The following is an 18,718-nucleotide window of genomic DNA, read 5'->3' as shown; positions in this document are numbered from 1 at the left end:
CCCAAAAGTATGATGAAAAAGCTCACAAAAATCGCTTTAGCTTGCAGTGTTTTAGTAACGATAAGCGCTATCAATATTCAGGTTCAAGCCCAAGAAAAACGCCTGCTAACACTCGAAGATCAATTCGCCTTTCGGCAAATTAGCGATCCTCAACTTTCTCCCTCTGGAGACTGGATTGCTTACACAGTAACTAATACCGACTTGAAAAATGATACACAAAATAGCCATATTTACATGACTTCTTGGGATGCTTCCCGAACATTACAGTTAACTAACGGTAACGATAGTGAATACAATCCTCGGTTTAGCCCAGATGGTAAATATCTAGCTTTTCGCTCCAGCCGTGAATCAGGAAAACAGCAAATTTGGTTGCTCAACTTAGCAGGCGGTGAAGCCGAGAAAATATCAGACTTTGCTGGTGATGTTAGCGATTTTGTCTGGTCTGGTGACAGTCGGCAACTCGCGGTAATTGCTGAAGAACCAGTTCCAGAAACACCCTTTAATGGGAAAACCCCACCACCGATTGTTATTAATCAATTTCACTTTTTAGAAGATGGTGTGGGTTTTATCGGTAAAAGTCGTGAACATCTTTATGTATTAGACTTAGCAACTCGCAAAGCAGATATTCTCACCCCAGGTTCATTTAATGAGTATTTACCTGCTTGGTCACCTGATAGCAAAAATATTGCTTTTGTGAGCAAACGTGGTCAAGAGAGCGATCGCAATAATAATTGGGATCTATATGCAATCGCCGCCCAATCGGGAGCCAAAGCCCGTCAGCTAACTACCTTTATTGGGCCTGACTCCGCTCCTGATTGGGACAGCCGTCCGGTTTGGAGTCCAGATGGTAAGTCAATTGCTTATTTGCAGGGAGGTTCACCCAAACTTATTGAGTACGCAGTTCATCATCTCGCCATTATCCCCGCCGAGGGTGGTATTCCCCGTCTACTGACTGCCAACCTCGATCGCAATGTTGCCAAACCGCGCTTCACCACAGATGGTAAATCAATCCTGTTTTTAATCGAAGATGATGGCAATGTTCACCTAGCAAAAATACCTGTAACTGGTGGTAAAATCGAGCGATTCTTAGCAGGAAGACAAGAGATTAGTAAATTTGATTTAGGACGCGATGGCAAAATCGCTTTACTTTCCTCAACGCCACAACAACCAAATGCAGTCTTTGCCTTTAATGGTAAAAATTTGCGTTTAATATCACACCAAAACGATCAGTTCCTAACGCAGTTAAATTTAGCAACTACAGATGAAATCAGCTTTTTGAGTAAAAATGGTACAGAAATTCATGGTTTTCTTGTCAAGCCACCTCACTATCAGCCAGGGAAGAAATACCCAACACTACTAATGTTACACGGTGGCCCTGTTGGTCAGTTCACAAACCAGTTTATGTTTAATTGGCAACTGTTTGCAGCTCACGGCTATGTCGTTGTGGGTGTTAACCCACGCGGTAGTTCAGGCAGAGGAGAAGCCTTCTCCAAAGCAATTTATGCAGACTGGGGAAACAAAGACGCTCAAGATATTATTGCTGGTGCGGATTATGCGATCGCTACTGGAATTGCTGCACCATCACGCTTGGGAATTGGTGGGTGGAGTTACGGGGGAATGTTAACCAACTACACTATTGCTCAAGATCGCCGTTTTCAAGCCGCAGTCAGTGGGGCTGGTGAATCAAATATTCTGGCGACCTATGGTACTGATGAGTATATTGATGACTATGAACAAGAGCTTGGTGTACCGTGGAAGAACCTCGATGTCTGGCTACGAATTTCTTTCCCATTTCTTCACGCTGACCGCATTGTTACACCAACACTATTTATGGGAGGTGATAGGGATTTTTCTGTACCACTACATAACTCGGAACAGATGTATCAAGCACTCAAAAATCTGGAAATTGATACCCAATTAGTAGTTTATCCTGGACAATCTCACGGCATCAGCAAACCGAGTTATCAACGTGATGTCCTAGAACGTTATTTAGCTTGGTACGATAAATATCTCACACCCTCAACCGCATCTCCTATTTTTGAGCCAAAATTGATCAAGAAAAAAAGCAACTAACAAAATTTACTATGTGGCACTTATACCGATTTGATGGTTATTAATAGACTGTCCGCAAATCCTAAATGCTTATGAGGCAAGGTTTTGACAGATTAGATAGAAACTGCGATCGCGTGTTTTATTCTGCGTTCACAAATTCTAAATACCCACTGCTAAGTTCTTTCACCGCCAAGTCATAAAATTGCTTACCATGTTCAGGCGTTGCTAAAGCCGGATTTGAACCCATACGTCCATCTGGATAACGCACTCGAAAGTCAGCAGCGCTATAAATCCGATGTCCCCTTGCAACTTCTGGTGAAAGGTATGCTTGCTTAATCGCCTCTGGATAAACATACTGGGTGAGCGCTACTTCACTTGGCGTTGCATGAGAGCCTTCTTGATCGCCATATAATTCTTTAGCTAGCTTATATACTGAACCGCACATAAACCAGTTTGCCACTTGACATTGCACCTCTTGAGCATTGGGAATCTGCAAATCTTCTAAGTGCGCGTAAGTTTCTGAGAAAGCCGCTTTCAGGGTGGCGATATTACCACCATGTCCGTTAATAAAGTAGAACTTGCTAAAACCAGCTTTGGCTAAACAAGTTACATAATCTCGCACTACTTGAATTAAAGTGCTGGGACGCAGACTGATTGAGCCAGGAAAAGCAGTGTGATGCAGTGCCATGCCCACATTGATTGTAGGGCCAACGATCGCTCCAGTTATATCACCTACACCAGATGCGATCGCTTCTGCACAAATAGCATCAGTACCAATTAACCCTGTTGGTCCATGTTGTTCTGTGGAACCAATAGGGAAAATAATCCCCTTCGACTGCTGTAAATAAGCTTCGACTTCTTGCCAAGTACTCAAATGCAGTAACATTTTTGACGATTTCCTTTGCTGGTAAATAAACTTGAGTTCGACGGATCAGAAAACGGCAGGAGGTAGTGCAGGCAAATCTTTTGAGTAAATATCAATCGACGGTTTTTTGGGTAAATAGGTGTAAGCAGTCAAACCAATCCCAATACTACTCGGGTTTTGCATTTTTAACTCGGAATTTGATTTGGGGAAAAGGTTAAAGGGGAAGGGGAAAGGGGAAAGAAAAAACCTTTAACCCTTACCCTTTAACCTTCCCCTTTTCCCCTTAACCGACAAGTATTGAAACCAATCCTTCCCCCATTTCACCAACCCTTTAAAACTTTATGGGTTTCTTTGATATTTTTAGTCTCGGCGTTTTTTTGTGACTTTTTTGCCAATTCTCAATCAATCTTAGCGTAGGCGTAGCCCGCCACAGGCATCGCTAAAACCTACCCAGTTTCTCGCGCTTCATATCTAGTACAAGAAGGCAAAAGTAAAAAGGCAAAAGTAAAAAGAAAGAATGCTTATTTTGTATGCTTTCTGGCTATTTTAAATGGGTGGTTTATTTACGCCATGTTGTACTAGCAAGCTTTTCGCCTTTTTCTAACCGTGGAACTCACGTTATATTAAGGCTGGAGCTTCCCCATAATATATTTCAAAAACTTAATGGAGATAGATTTACATGAATATTTATATTCCTATTCCTGATAGCGATAATTATGATGGCTTCTATCCTCTGAATCAAGAGTATGCACATGGGATTTTATCAAGGTTTCTTAATTTTGGTATATATCAAGACATTGAAGAAACGAGTGAATGGATTCCTTTACCAGTGGGATTTGAATCATTAGGTACTAAACGAGGTGATTTCCTTGGAGTTGTTGCATGGACTTTTGCTTGTAATAATAAGGCTTGGAAAATTTTAGAGCCTTTAATTGGTGATAGCGTTAAACTGCTGCCATTGCAATGCGATGAAGGTGAGTTTAATATTTTAAAAGTAATTAATATTATTGATTGCCTCGATCGTTCAAAGGCGGATTTATTTATATTTGAAGAAACTGGTAGAGTTTTGAGAATAGAAAAGCACGCTTTTAAAGAAGAGTTAATTCAAGATCAGCATTTTTTTGCAGTCCCAGAATGTAAATTCGGAATATTAGTATCTCAAAAGTTCAAGGACTTAGTAGAGGAGAGTCAATTGAAAGGGCTGAAGTTTAAGCAAGTGGCTTAAGATTAAGTACCAAGACAGAATTAATTACACAGTTGAAATTGCCAGAAAGACTCAAAGATAAGGATATGGAGTTTACATCAAATCCACCCCAATATCACAGAGGGTGTCAACCCCTTTGGGGAATTAAAAATTAAAAATTAAAAATTACAATCCTCATAAATAAATTCAGGGGCTTGTATCCTTTACGTTTTCGGCCAAAAAATAGTAACTTGATATCAACTTGACAATCAATTAAGAAACCAAGTAAAGTAGCGATGTCTACGATGGGGTACGCCTACGCCACTCCTGTTTTGATAATTACCAAGCTATGAAATCTTGTAGCAATCCATAAACTTAACTTCACAAATATAAATTATTCATTAATTTATTTTTAAATCCATATAAATATTTTATAAAAAACACAATAAGACATTGGCGTGTTTTCCGTAAATTTACTAAGGTAGATTTGAGGTCTACTTGAAATAAACTTCAGAATGATAATTAAAACCCAAGATTATGAAACTAAGTTTTATTTTTGCTACTGCTATATCTAGTTTTTTTGTGAGTTCTGCTACAGGATTTGGTTTATCTGCTCAAGCTTATGCTCTAACTTTTCCTGGTATCTCTAGCGCTACATGGGGAGAACCTACTCCAGGAAGCGCTAATACTGAACCCCTATATACAGGTGTGGGAAGCAATATATTTACTTGGGGTGAACCTGATTTACCGACAGGACTTCCAAATAGACTAACCTTTAATGGAACTTCGTTTTCTGCGGATATTAACTCTGTATTCAAAATAGCTGATTTAACTTACTTTAACGGAACGGTATTCAGCGGTACAAGCGTTGAATCTGTACCTTTAAACCTCAATGTATCGTTCAGCCCTCCCGTTGGCATCAGCCAAGTTTTTGACTTCAAATTGGGTCTAATAAATACGCTTAACGACGCAGCCGATCCTGAGAATAGTGCAGATTTTGTATATATAGACACAAATTTGAGTAATCAAAATTTCACATTTGAAGGCAATAATTATACCCTTGAGCTAACTGGCTTTAATCCAGACGTTCCCCAGATAAGTATTAAGGCTCTTGAAGGAGCCACAACTACAACAGCCGTTTATGCCAAAATCAAAGCTGTGCCCGAACCTACGGCAGTAGCGGGTTTATCTTTGCTGGGAATATATCTAATATCTCGTAAAAATTCTTGGAGAAGAAATACTAAGAGCATAAAAATGTAGAGACGCGATAAATCGCGTCTCTACAAAGGGTTGCCATTTTAGGAGACAACTATGCAGGATTAGGTTGGGTTCGGCTTTGAAGTAGCTGGATAATTGCAGCTTTTTCTAAGATTCCGACTAGAACACCATTCTCACGAACTACGGGAAGCACAGATAGTTTTTGTTGTTCGAGTAACTGCATAACTTCCAGCAGAGGTTGATCTGATTGGACTGTGGTAGACTCGGCAATTGGTCGCATGACTTCTTTGACTTGAGTTTCTGACCATAGTGCTGTGGGGATGGTTCTTAAATTATCAATTGCGATCGCACCTACTAATTGTCCATCATCATCAGTCACTAAGAACCGATGCCAGTTTTGCCCACTGATGACTCGCTCATCAGCAAACTCTCTCAGGGTAAGATTAGCAGATACAATCGGGCTGTCATGAGTTACAGCATCTTCGGCTGTCAAACCTGTGAGTTTTTCTTGCACTCTGGCAAATTGAGCCGAATTACCAGCATTTTGCAACAAGAAGAAGCCAACTAACAAATTCCAGAAGTTACCGGAGTTGCCAAATAATAGTAGGGGAACTACACCAGAAAGAATTGCTACCCAACCAAAGATTTGCCCAACTCGACTCGCAAAGGTTACACCTTTATAAGGATTACCTGTAATTTTCCAAACGATAGCTTTCAGTATATTTCCGCCATCTAAGGGCAAGCCAGGAATCAGGTTAAACAGGGCTAATGCCAAGTTAACAGAACCTAGAACACCAAGAATTGCCGCTAATGGCCCTGATGCAGCAGTAGTAACACCAATCGCTGTAACGATACCGCATAGTAGTAAACTTACCATTGGGCCGGCGATCGCAACCCAAAAAGCTTCACCTGGAGTTTTCGATTCTTTTTCTAAGCTTGCTAAACCGCCAAATATAAACAGCGTGATGGATTTGACATCGATTCCCTGACCAATCGCAACAAAACTGTGGCCTAATTCATGAGCGACGACAGAGGCAAATAACATCAGCGCTGTCATCAATCCTAGTAGCAAAGCTAATCCCGTAGACAATTGGGGAAATTGCGCCGCCAGTCCACTGCTATAACTCCAAGTTACCAAACCCAGAACTAAAAACCATGACGGATGGATATAGAAGGGAATTCCGAAGAGATTACCAACGCGAATTGTGCCATTCATGTCGTTCACCTTTGATTTCAGCTTCGAGAGGTTTTGCTTTCTTCCGACTCGATGTCTTTAGTGTAACGAAAGGTTAAGAGATTTTAATCTTGATGACTGTAGTGGTGTCCGTCCGTAAAGGTGTGGTTATTGGTAATAAATGACATTTGCTTTGACCGAAAACGATTCGTGATACAGCAATACAGTTCAGAATGAGCAACAAAACACTTGTAGAGACGGCGATTCATCGCATCTCTTGCCTTAACCGAAAAGTATTGCGTACCTGCCCCTAAATTTATTTATGGGAATCATTAATTTTGAATTTTGTTAGCGAGTCCAGCAAGCGTCATTTTAAATTTTGTTAGCGAGTCTGCGTACCCCTGCGGGGAAGCAAGCTACGCGCAGCGCCTCGTAGAGAGCGTCATTCTGAATTCTGAGTAAAGCGACTTAAGAAGTAAAAAGATAATCCACATAAATAAATTGAGGGTAAATAATTAAGGATGTATTATTTCTCTCTACGAGACGCAATCATGCGAACGTGCTACGCCACCACGCTCGCATGATTGCGTCTCACTTTGAGAAAAGACTCGCTCTAAGCGTTCGCGGTAGCGTCTCGTAGAGAAGCCATGCCGCAGGCTTTACACTGCGCTATAGTTATAAATTTAGTTACTCTCAAACCATTTTTATTTTTCTTTCTTTGCCTTTTAACTTTTTACTTTTGCCTTGTTCGGTGACTGTTCCTCAATCAAAGCTCTCGCTTTCTTGGAAAGATTTTTTGTTTTTCTTATTTTCTCTTTTGCTAACTCTTCAGGAGCGTAATTGGACGGCAGATTTAAGCGGCGAATTCCCATTTTTACATATTCCTCATTTATCTCGATCCCGATAGATTTTCTTTTTAAACGTTTAGCAACAGCACATGTAGAGAAACTACCAGAGAATGGATCTAATACCATATCTCCAATATTTGAAGATGCCAGAATAACACGTTCTAAAAGTGCTTCTGGTTTTTGAGTTGGGTGATTTTCATATTCTTCCATTTTGAAACGTACTCGTGCAAAATCCCAAACATTACCTGGTACTTTCTTGGTATTGTAAGGCTGAGGAGGTTCTTTTCGATAATCAATCAATTGACGCTTTGCACCAGTTTTTGCCTCTACCATGATATTGTCGGAATTAAACGTGTAGTTTTTTTCATGCTTCGTTAGCATAATTATTGGCTCATACATAGAACCAAAGTGATTTTTTGCTTGCACTCCTGAGCTATCGTAATTCCAAACAATCCTACTTTTAATATAGAAGTTCTTGCGGCACTTAATATCAAGGTAGGGCATATTTTCTGTGCTGTTCATTAGGTAAAAAGTACCATTAGGGTTTAGAACACGATGGCATTCATCGATCCATTGATATGTCCAGCTAAGAAATTCTTCTTCCGACCAATTTTCAACTAAACCATCAAAGTTTTTGCCAATATTGTAAGGCGGATCAGCAAAAATTAGGTTAATGGATTCTGATTCAAGATGCTTTAAATTTTCAAGAGCATCGCCATGAATGATAGTGTGAAAATCGTCTTTGTATATTTTGATATCTATCTTAGCTTTTGAAATCACAGTTAGCGCCTTGAGTAAGTAACACAAAAATGTGACTTAAAATCTACAGTATTGATTTAAATATTGCAAGGCTTGCTCATATCTTGCATCTGAGTATATGAATATTAAAACCACAAATACCTGCTATGAACCTGCTGATTTTCGTAATAAAAATAGATTCTAATACGGCTCAACCCAGACAATTTTTTGTGTGGAAGTCCTACTACCACACAAAAAGAAGCTCAATCTAGTACATAGTGCTATACAAGTATTCGGGCGATCGCCTAGATAGGTGCAAAATGGAACACGTTGTAATGGCTTAGGCATCTATTTACGCTGCAATTGTCCCCATCATCTGAGAACTTTTCTGCAACATCGGGGTAATTAGATCAGCAGGGATAGGACAACTGAAGTAGTAACCCTGTCCTTCATGACATCCCTGCATTTTCAAGTATTCAACCTGTTCTTGGGTTTCTACACCCTCTGCTGTGATGTTCAATCGCAGGCTTTTTGCCAGGGCAATAATCGCATTAGTTACGGCAGCACTATCAGGATTGGACGTGACATCCTGCACAAATGACTGATCAATCTTCAGCATGTTCACAGGAAAGCGCTTCAAGTAGTTGAGGGAGGAATAACCGGTGCCAAAGTCGTCTAGAGCTAACCATATACCCAGTTCTCGTAATTTTTTTAAGGTTTTAACCGATCGCTCTATGTCACCCATCAAGAAGCTTTCCGTTACTTCCAGTTCGAGATCGGATGCTTGGAGTCCAGTCTCTTCAAGAATTTGGCTGATGATCTCAACCAGATAGGGTTGTTCAAATTGTCGAGCTGAAAGATTCACAGATATCCGAATCGGGGTAAATCCAGCAAGCTGCCAAGCACGGTTTTGGGCGCAAGCGGTTCGCAAAACCCATTCACCAATTTCTACAATCGCACCATTGCCTTCTGCAATGGGAATAAACTTTCCTGGAGAAATCATACCTAAAGTAGGATGTTGCCAGCGAATCAATGCTTCCATAGCTGTAATTTGTCCACTATGTAAATCAATGAGAGGTTGATAATAAACCAGCATTTCGTTGCGGGTAAGCGCTCCACGTAATTCATTTTCTAAAGTTAGTCGCTCCTGCAACTGAGCATTGATTTCTGGCGAATAGAATTGATATTGGCTACGTCCTTGCTGCTTTGCTTGATACAGTGCTATGTGAGCCTGTTGCAAAAGTTGATCTACACTATTGCGATCGTTTATGCCATTCATAGTGATGCCGATGCTGGCGGTGATATGAATCAAATTACCCTCTAGAGAAAAAGGTTTACTCAGGGTACTTAACAATAGCTGAGACAGCTTAATTACACTTTCAAAAGAAACAATCTCTATACGAGCAATGGCAAACTCATCTCCACTCAAATGGGCAAGAACATCTGTTTGCCCTATGCAGCTTGATAATCTCTGAGCAACTGCTCTTAACAACAAATTTGTTGTTTCAGGCTCTAACCCATGACTAATATCAGTGAAATCATCAATACCCAGTAAAAAGACGGCTACAAGGCGCTGGTTGTTTTCAGTTTGGGATAAAATCTGATGGAGGCGATCGCAGAATAAATCACGATTGGGCAATCCAGTTAGATCGTCATAATTACTGATGTAGTGAATTAATCCATCTAATTTGTGAAGAGTTTGTGAGGTATCTGCCATCAATGTACCCGCTTCATCAGCAAATTCTGTGGGCAATTCAGGTAAGGTTTTGGTGTTCAGATAATTTTGTAATGCAACAGATGTCAAAATAACCGGTTTAAGGAGGTGGTGTAGGGCGTAGAGGGTGGCAGCCGTACCTGCTAAGGTAGCCAACAAAGCAATGCTCATAACTCGGATCGTCATCTCTAAAGAATAGGAATTTGAGATGACGAAACTCAAGAGTAAAGTCAAAAGTGGTACGTGAGTGCCCAAAAATGCCACCAACATGATTTTACTGGTGTAACTTTTTTTGAGCAATCCAAAATGAGCTAGGAATGAGTATAGGTAGAGCTTCTGATTGGGCTTCATAAATTCTGTCCGATAGTTAGTAAATTAGTTCCAAGCTATTCTGGCAAAAGGATATTTTTGATTCACAGTTTAGTGGAATCAGCTCTCCTGGAACCCAACCCTGATAAGGTTATATATTATGCTTCCCAATATAGGTTTTTCTTGATATGGATAACGATAAAGTTTCTGTAAAACTTATATCTCAGAAATTTCACAATTAATACCTAAATTATGTTGATTGTTATTAGTTTGTCTTCAGATGTTATGAGAGCAAAAAATATATAGTTTTCTAAGTTGATTTGTGAAAAATAATTTTTTTTTATAGCTAACCGCAGAGACACAGAGAACGCAGAGTAGAGTAAATATCAATATGCTTGGGTTAAGGGTTAATGGCAACAATTTCGGGTTTTCGAGACGCGATAAATCGCGTCTCTACGAGTGTTCTGAGCTTATTTGAACTGTATTCTGACTAGAGCCTGAAAAGAGCAGATTTGTAACTTCCTCTAACACCTTTAATGCTGCTAATGAACCTCGAATCAGCCGAATAGCAGCAAGGGGTTGTCGAAGCATTGCCATTGCCAAAGGAAAAGGGTTTAGAGAGCCATCAGAGTTAATTGCTGATGTGAGATCGGGGATATTATGCTGACAATCGTCGCTGACTACTCGCAGTATTGCTACGGATACCCCAGCAGCATTGCAAAATTCTAGGGCGGTAAATCCTTCCATATCAACAACATCAGCGGACAAAGTCTCACCCAAACGGCGTTTTTCAGCAGCAGACGAAATGACGCGATCGCTTGTCAGTGAATTGACTAAATTTAGTGGGGAGTGGGGAGTGGGGAGTAGGGAGTGCAATTGTGTTGTTAAAGTGCGATCGCATTCTTGCTGCTTTCCCTGATAAATACAATCTTGATACAGCACAAGATCACCAACTGTATAGCGATCGCTTAAGCTGCCACATAAACCCATAATCAGCACTCTGGATTTTGGAGCTAGAAATTGTCCTTGTTGCAAATATTTGAGTAAAGGTTTCATCCCAACAGGTATAGCTACTACTGTTGGAATGGAGCCAGTAATGCCGCTTAATCCGCGACACACAGCTTTATATTCTGCTCCCTGAGGTACCAGAATTGTGTTGATGGGTAAAAAATTAGACACTAGCGCTCTCAACAAGTTTCTTTTTGCATTCAAGATTGGGTCATATCTGAGTGACAATAAATAATGTTGTCATTTACTAGTCACCAAAACTCACAACTCCAAGGTAATTGCTGCTGCCAAACAACTGGCTAGGATTGTGTTTTTTCATTTTGAATTGCTTAATAATTGTGTCACCCACACGATAATTTTCCAAGATGGTAAAGCTTCATAACTCCAAATCCGCGCGAGAACTCTTCAATATTTCCAAATTGGCGATTCAATTTTCGTGGCTGACGGTGAGTTTTTGGATTGCCGTAACGGTAGCTGGGATTCTGGCTTTCAGTTCTCTTAAGTATGCCTTGTTTCCAGATATAACCTTTCCAGTGGTGGTTGTGAATGCTACAGCCCCCCTGACAACTGCCCTGGATACTGAGGCGAAGCTCACAAAACCCTTAGAGGAACGCCTCCGCTCCCTAGAAGGATTGGAGAATATTCGCTCATCCACCTATCCTAGTCAAACAGCCGTTGCCCTTTCTTTTGCCGTTGGGACAAATTTAGAAACATCGACTAAAAAGGTTGAAACTGCCCTGAAGCAGCTAACTTTGCCTCCAGGAGCAACTTCCAAAATTATTCCCCTGAATCTAAACGAATCAGCCGCCATTAGTTATGCCATAGAGAGTTCGACACGGAATCTCAAAGATTTGACGAAGTTGGCGCAAGATGAGATTGTGAGTGCGATCGCTAAATTACCAGGAGTTCTGAAAGTCTCACTACTGGGCGCTGCTACTGCAACTCCTGCTTTAAATCCAGCAAATGTGAGTGCAGCTGCTCTCCCTCAAGGTGGGGCGACATTAGTTAGGTTTAACGGTCAAGATGCACTCGCATTTCAGGTCATCAAACGCGGTAACGCTAACACTCTGGAAGTAGTAAGTCAGGTTGAGAAAGAAGTTCAAAGGCTGCGCTCTACCCTGAAAGATGTCAAACTTACTTTAGCTGCCACCCAAGCCGAATATATCCGCCAAGCTACCCAGTCAACAATTGATGCTTTGCTAGAAGCAGTTTTGCTATCAATAGTGGTAATTTTTCCTTTCTTATGGAACTGGCGGGCAACTCTCATCTCTGCTTTGGCGATTCCTACGTCCTTGTTGGCGACGTTTATCGTCATGGCGATTTTCGGCTTTAACCTGGAAACGATTACGTTGCTGGCTTTAGCTTTGGTGATTGGTAGTATTGTTGATGATGCGATCGTCGATGTGGAAAACATCATGCGACACGTTGAAGATGGGGAAACTCCTCGTCAAGCGGCGCTTTTAGCAACAAATGAGATTGGGTTGACAGTTACCGCCGCCACTTTGACAGCCGTCGCAGTTTTTCTGCCCATAGGTTTGATGGGTGGTGTCATCGGTCAATTCTTCAAGCCTTTCGGCATCACTGTTTCAGCAGCGATGCTTGCTTCTATGCTAGTTGCTCGGACTTTATCTCCAGTTCTAGCTATCTACTGGCTGAAACCTAAATCCTCACTCTCCCCGCGTCGGGAAGGAAAAATCTGGTTAGCGTTTACCCAATTTTACAGAAACTTGCTGAGTTGGTCTTTAAATCACCGCAAGATAGTTATCGGGTTAGCTGTCCTCAGCTTCATCGCAGGTATAGTGCTGATTCCACTAATTCCCAAAGGCTTTATTCCCAAACTCGATCGCGGCGAATTTAATATTGCTTATACAGCCCCTTTGCCGAGTATCCCTGATTTGGGCAGAGCGGGACAAGGAGGACAAGGAGGACAAGGAAGCAATATTCCCAGTGCCCAATCCCCAATTCCCAATCCCCAATTCCCCATTCCCAACCCTTTAAATGATTCTCTTGAAGTTGCAAAGAAACTAGAAGAGGTTGTGAGAAAATCACCGGCAGTGGAAACGGTATTTACTACTGTTGGTTCTCGTGAGGGTGAGCCGAATAAAGGGACACTATATGTAAAGTTAAAGGGCGATCGCAAAATCACCACTGGAGAACTACAAGACCAATTGCGCTCCTCCTTACCTGCTCTTTCTGGAGTAACTACTAGTGTTGAAGATATTCAATTTGTCGATTCCGGCGGTCAAAAGCCCCTGCAAATAGCATTACAAGGTGATAATCTCCAAGCTCTCAGCAAAGCAGTCAAAGCAATTAAAGAAAGAATTCAGAGGCTACCGGGATTTGCTGATGTCACAGTTACAGGTGAAACGAATCCACAAGGTACGGTTTTTCAGATAGAGCGTCTGAATAATCAGCGGGTGGCCTACATCAGTGCTAATCTGGGCAAAAATCTATCTTTAGGTGATGCCACTGACAAAGTGGTAGCTGAAGCAAAAGCGGTGTTACCCTCTAATGTTTCCTTAGATTTAGGGGGAGACTCTGCTCGTCAAGGTGAAGTGTTTAGCAGTTTTGGCACTACTCTGGCTCTATCTGCCCTGTGCATTGTCATCGTACTAATTTTGTTGTTCAAAAGCTGGGTAGACCCCCTAGTTATTGGCGTCTCTTTGCCTTTGGCACTAGTGGGGGCAATGTTGGCGCTACTGATTACCAAGAGTGACTTTGGCATGATCTCATTGATCGGTTTCGTCTTTTTATTGGGACTAGCAAATAAAAATGCCATTTTGCTTGTAGATTACATCAACCAGTTACGCAACGCTGGCTTAGAGCGCACCGAGGCGATTCTCAACACCGGATTAGTGCGCCTCAGACCAATTATGATGACCACTGCCTCTACAATTTTAGGGATGCTACCGATCGCTTTAGGTTTGGGTGCAGGTTCAGAATTACGATCGCCTATGGCTGTAGCGATCGCAGGTGGACTAGTAACTTCAACTATCCTCAGTTTGATTGTTGTGCCAGTAGTTTACACCGTTTTGGATGATTTGTTTCCCCGATTTCAGAAGAGGGGGACAGCTTGAGCCAGGTTTTCGTCACGGGAGGTACGGGTTTTATTGGTGCCCATTTGGTACGGTTGCTTCTGCAACAAGGTTACACAGTCAAAGCGTTGGTACGCTCAAGCAGCAATTTGGAGAATCTACGCGGTTTGGATGTGGAAATTGTCCAAGGCGATTTAAACGATCCAAATCTTTGGCAACAGATGGCAGGTTGTCAATATCTATTTCATGTCGCAGCCCATTATTCCCTCTGGCAAACAGACCGAGAGTTACTCCACCATAACAATGTGCTGGGTACGCGCAATGTGTTAGCAGCAGCTCGCAAAGCGGAGATTGAGCGCACCGTTTACACTAGTTCAGTAGCGGCTATTGGGGTCGGCTCATCTGGTGAAGTCGTCGATGAAACACATCAGAGTCCCTTAGAAAAATTGGTGGGTGACTACAAAAAGTCTAAGTTTTTGGCTGAACAAGAAGCCATCCAGGCTGTTGCTAGAGGTCAGGAAGTAGTTATTGTCAATCCCAGCAGCCCCATTGGTTCGTTGGATATCAAACCTACCCCGACAGGTGATATAATACTTCGGTTTTTACGACGGCAAATGCCTTTTTACTTGGATACTGGTCTAAATTTTATCGATGTGCGGGATGTGGCATGGGGGCATTTACTGGCTTTGCAGCGGGGTAAATCAGGCGATCGCTATATCTTAGGTAATCAAAACCTCAGTCTCAAGCAACTGCTCGAACAACTCGCCGAGATTACAGGTCTTAGCGCACCTCAACGAACCGTACCCGCTTGGCTGCCCCTGAGTGTTGCCTGGGTTGATGAAAAGATCCTCGCACCACTGGGAAAATCGCCCTCAGTGCCATTAGATGGTGTTCGGATGGCGAAACAACCTATGTATTACAATACTTCAAAGGCTGTACGAGAGTTGGGTCTACCTCAATCTTCGCTGAAAGTCGCACTCAAAGATGCTGTGGATTGGTTTGTTGCACAAGGTTACGTCAAATGAAAAATATAGCGATTCACGTGTGGATGCAATACGCGTTAGGGTAGCACAAGTACCAAGACCGACAATGACTGTGGTGTATTTATCTCTAAAAGAGGAGCGATCGCAATAATGGCAGTTAATATACAACAAGCTATGGATATTGGGAAGTATCTTGTTACCCAGCGTTTGAAAGGACGTAAACGCTTCCCCTTAGTATTGATGTTGGAACCTCTTTTTCGGTGTAATCTCGCTTGTACAGGTTGTGGTAAAATCCAACATCCAAAGGAAATTTTAAAGCAAAACCTCACCCCAGAACAATGTTTTACCGCTGTGGAAGAATGCGGCGCACCAGTTGTCTCAATTCCTGGGGGAGAACCTCTGCTGCATCCCCAGATTGATGAGATTGTCCAAGGATTAATTGAGCGCAAGAAATATATTTACTTGTGTACCAATGGTTTGTTGTTAGAAAAGAACCTAGATAAGTTTCAACCTTCCCCTTACCTGACTTTTAGCGTACATTTAGATGGAATGCGGGAGTTACACGATCAGTGTGTTGATCGCAAAGGTGTTTTTGATATTGCTGTCAAAGCAATTCGTGCCGCTAAAGCCAAAGGCTTTCGTGTCACCACTAACACCACGATCTTTGAAGGTACTGAACCTAAAGATATGCAAGAGTTCTTCGACTTTCTGGAAACCCTAAATACTGACGGGATGATGATTTCTCCCGGTTACAGTTACGAGTGGGCACCAGATCAAGATCATTTTCTCCACCGCGAACAAACCCGCGCCCTCTTCCGGCAAATTCTGGCTCCATACAAAAGTGGTGAAAAAAACTGGAACTTTAACCACAATCCCTTGTTCCTAGATTTTCTGACTGGTGAGAAGGACTACGAATGCACCCCTTGGGGTAGCCCTAGTTATAGTGTTCTCGGTTGGCAAAAACCTTGCTATCTGCTAAATGAAGGTTATTACTCTACCTTCAACGAATTACTCGCCCAAACTGACTGGAGTCAATACGGACGTGCTAGTGGTAATCCCAAATGTGCCGATTGTATGGTTCACTGCGGCTACGAACCCACCGCCGCAATGGATGCAATGCAACCGCAAAATATGGCGCGTGCCCTTGGCAGTGTGTTTGGTAGGAACTAGTAAATATTAAAGGGTGCGGTGGGCTATGCCTACCCACCCTTTAAGGGTTCTGATTCCACTGGAATGTATGCAACAACATCCAGTGAGGGTAAAAAGAGAATGCTTTTTTAGAGATATTGCGATCGACTTCTGCGAAATAAATCAGGGAAAATACTCATGCCATTTGTATCTATTCGTGATTTGCAAATGTATTATGAGATTCGTGGCACTGGTCAACGCCTACTCAGTATTAGTGGTACTGGAGGAGACTTGCGGCGATCGCCTACTATTTTTGACTCACCACTAGCCCCACACTTTGAAATCCTGGCTTACGATCAGCGCGGTCTCGGTCAAACTTCAAAACCTGATATTCCCTACACCATAGCAGATTACGCCGCCGATGCAGACTTTTTGTTAAACGCAGTCGGCTGGGAGAGCGCTCATGTCATCGGAATTTCCTTTGGGGGTATGGTAGCCCAAGAATTGGCACTGCGCTATCCACACCGCGTTGAACGTCTTGTTTTGGCCTGTACTAGTAGTGGCGGTGCTGGTGGGTCATCATATCCACTACATGAACTCGTGAACCTTCCAATTGAGGAAGTCGCTCATCGGCAAATCACAATTGCTGATACCCGCTGGCAAGAGGAAGCTTGGCTCTCTAGCCGGACAGCACAATTTCAGGATTTAGTGAAGCTGACACTAGCATCTGCTCAAGAGGATGTAGACGAACCAAGTCGTGAAATTGGCCGTCGTCGCCAGCTTGAGGCTCGTGCTGCCCACGATACATATAATCGACTCTCTCAATTGCATCTTCCTGTCTATATCTGCGGCGGTCATCACGATGGCATATCTCCTCCTGCCAATCTTGAAGCGATGCACAAACAGATACCAGGTTCGTATTTAGAATTCTTTAAGGGCGGTCATCGCTTTCTTTACCAAGATCCCCAAGCATTCAAGCGCGTTATCGCCTTTCTCCAAAATAAATTCGAGTAATTCTACAAAGAAATTTCGTGTTGTTTCTCAACCCATTAATCCTAAAACCCTGATGTAGAGACGCGATTTATCACCTCTTCTCTAGCTCAATTATCTACACCAATAACTCTTAGGGACTGACAAATAAAAAAATATCCAATTAACTCTTGTGGGGTGGGCATCTTGCCCACCATATAAACGCTCATGTTGCCCACCCCACAATATTGGATAATTTATTTCTTGGAGTTTCCTTAAATGAACCGTATTGCATCATAAGTCTTTTCAACTTATTTTTGGCTAATAGATTCTGGAGTAATTGCGGCATATTCTTCAGGTGTCAACACAGCTTCCTGAATGTTGACCTGTTTAGGAATCACACCATATTTATAAAAGTAATCTGCAACTCGCTGTTGTTCTTTAATTAACTCTGGGGAAATGCCTCTCAAGCCATAACTGCGGCGGCTAACTACCTTTTCCATAATGTCAGGAGGTAGTTTTTGGATTGGCCCAATAATTTTTGCTACTTCTTTAGGATTTGCCTCAGCCCAGCGCTGGAGTTTATCAATCTCCTCAATCACTATCCGCAGAATTCCCGGATTATCAACCGCAAACTGCCTTGCACCAATATAGTATGCACCGGGGGTATCAAGTCCTTCGGCAGTTTTAATTACTCGGATCTTATTTGATTTTTCAGCCAAAGCTAGATAAGGATCGCCCGCTACCCAAACCGGAATTTTCCCTTCTAGAAAAGCACTACTAGCTTCCACTGTAGGTATACTCAAGATTTTTATATCGCTGGGTTTTAAACCCGCATCTTCCAAAGCTCTAAAGACAAAATAATGAGATGCAGAAGCTTTTTGAAAGACGATTTTTTGTCCTTTGAGATCCTTGACGCTCTTAATGGGAGAATTTGGTGGGACAGCAATCACACTTGATCTACCTGTGGTTGGAGTACGTCGAGAACCAACCACATAAACAATTTGAGCGCCAGCAGCTTGAGCGAAAATCGGCGGAGTTTCCCCAACGGAACCTAAATCAATTTTGCCGACATTCATCGCTTCCATTAGTTGTGGCCCTTGGACAAATTGTGCCCACTCCACCTTTACCCCTAGAGGTTCTAGACGCTTTTCTAATACTTTTTGCGATCTGACCAAATCGCCTGCTGATTGATACCCCATACGGAGTACCTTCGCTTTAATTCCAGATGAATTGGAATTGGTCTCAGATACATTTGTCGCAGCAGATGGGGTTTGAGCTTTTTGCCCTTCAGTTGTGCAACTAACCAATGTTAACGAAGTTGCCAAGGTTAACAACCCAGGTGCTAAAAGCCACGTGAAACGGCGAAAGATGTTTGTATTCTGAGGCTTAACTATAGCGGTCATAGGTTTTGTGTCAAAAAAATTTTAGAGATATTATTTACCACACTCAGTCCTGAGTACCTTGGCAAAGGAGAGTGCTGAGTGACAAAAA

General features: G+C 42.2%; 13 protein-coding genes. 7 read left to right on the top strand and 6 right to left on the bottom strand.

Features of this window, described 5'->3' with window-relative positions:
* The first annotated feature begins 9 nt into the window (after positions 1–9).
* On the top strand, positions 10–2,073 hold the full coding sequence (locus FD723_RS02580) for a S9 family peptidase (RefSeq protein ID WP_179063968.1): 2,064 nt from the start codon (positions 10–12) through the stop codon (positions 2,071–2,073).
* Between the two features lie 118 nt (positions 2,074–2,191).
* Here FD723_RS02580 and FD723_RS02575 read toward each other — a convergent pair whose 3' ends face one another.
* On the bottom strand, positions 2,192–2,938 hold the full coding sequence (locus FD723_RS02575; RefSeq protein ID WP_179063967.1) for a creatininase family protein: 747 nt from the start codon (positions 2,936–2,938) through the stop codon (positions 2,192–2,194).
* 658 nt (positions 2,939–3,596) lie between these two features.
* Here FD723_RS02575 and FD723_RS02570 point away from each other — a divergent pair.
* Both FD723_RS02570 and FD723_RS02565 read left to right on the top strand, forming a co-directional pair.
* Entirely contained in the window at positions 3,597–4,142 is a 546-nt protein-coding gene (locus tag FD723_RS02570) for an imm11 family protein (protein ID WP_179063966.1), read from the top strand.
* Positions 4,143–4,637: 495 nt separating this feature from the next.
* Positions 4,638–5,360, top strand: coding sequence for a choice-of-anchor K domain-containing protein (locus FD723_RS02565; RefSeq protein ID WP_179063965.1), 723 nt, complete (start codon positions 4,638–4,640; stop codon positions 5,358–5,360).
* Positions 5,361–5,409: 49 nt separating this feature from the next.
* On the opposite strand, the gene FD723_RS02560 is transcribed toward FD723_RS02565, so the two are convergent.
* The 4 genes from FD723_RS02560 to FD723_RS02545 form a co-directional block, all read right to left on the bottom strand.
* Positions 5,410–6,534 (bottom strand): site-2 protease family protein, encoded by a 1,125-nt coding sequence (locus FD723_RS02560; RefSeq protein WP_179063964.1) that lies wholly within the window; start codon positions 6,532–6,534, stop codon positions 5,410–5,412.
* Between the two features lie 683 nt (positions 6,535–7,217).
* Entirely contained in the window at positions 7,218–8,120 is a 903-nt protein-coding gene (gene yhdJ / locus FD723_RS02555; protein ID WP_179063963.1) for an adenine-specific DNA-methyltransferase, read from the bottom strand.
* A gap of 310 nt (positions 8,121–8,430) precedes the next feature.
* Complete coding sequence (locus FD723_RS02550) at positions 8,431–10,143, bottom strand: bifunctional diguanylate cyclase/phosphodiesterase (protein WP_179063962.1); 1,713 nt, start codon at positions 10,141–10,143, stop codon at positions 8,431–8,433.
* Between the two features lie 411 nt (positions 10,144–10,554).
* Positions 10,555–11,280 (bottom strand): phosphorylase, encoded by a 726-nt coding sequence (locus FD723_RS02545; protein WP_179063961.1) that lies wholly within the window; start codon positions 11,278–11,280, stop codon positions 10,555–10,557.
* A gap of 194 nt (positions 11,281–11,474) precedes the next feature.
* Here FD723_RS02545 and FD723_RS02540 point away from each other — a divergent pair, with 194 nt between their 5' ends.
* The 4 genes from FD723_RS02540 to FD723_RS02525 all read left to right on the top strand — a co-directional run bounded on the left by FD723_RS02540 (position 11,475) and on the right by FD723_RS02525 (position 17,269).
* Positions 11,475–14,186, top strand: a complete 2,712-nt coding sequence (locus FD723_RS02540) for an efflux RND transporter permease subunit (RefSeq protein WP_179063960.1) — start codon at positions 11,475–11,477, stop codon at positions 14,184–14,186.
* Positions 14,183–15,169 (top strand): hopanoid-associated sugar epimerase, encoded by a 987-nt coding sequence (gene hpnA, locus FD723_RS02535; protein WP_179063959.1) that lies wholly within the window; start codon positions 14,183–14,185, stop codon positions 15,167–15,169. Before FD723_RS02540 ends, hpnA begins: the two co-directional genes overlap by 4 nt.
* Positions 15,170–15,277: 108 nt before the next feature.
* A complete protein-coding gene (hpnH, locus tag FD723_RS02530; RefSeq protein ID WP_179063958.1) occupies positions 15,278–16,297 on the top strand; it encodes an adenosyl-hopene transferase HpnH in 1,020 nt (339 codons plus the stop codon).
* A gap of 156 nt (positions 16,298–16,453) precedes the next feature.
* Positions 16,454–17,269, top strand: coding sequence for an alpha/beta fold hydrolase (locus FD723_RS02525; protein ID WP_179063957.1), 816 nt, complete (start codon positions 16,454–16,456; stop codon positions 17,267–17,269).
* Positions 17,270–17,535: 266 nt separating this feature from the next.
* On the opposite strand, the gene FD723_RS02520 is transcribed toward FD723_RS02525, so the two are convergent.
* Positions 17,536–18,630, bottom strand: coding sequence for an aliphatic sulfonate ABC transporter substrate-binding protein (locus tag FD723_RS02520; protein ID WP_179063956.1), 1,095 nt, complete (start codon positions 18,628–18,630; stop codon positions 17,536–17,538).
* Between the last annotated feature and the right edge of the window lie 88 nt (positions 18,631–18,718).

This window comes from Nostoc sp. C052 (assembly GCF_013393905.1).
GTDB lineage: Bacteria > Cyanobacteriota > Cyanobacteriia > Cyanobacteriales > Nostocaceae > Nostoc.
This window is presented reverse-complemented; position numbering and strand designations above follow the sequence as displayed.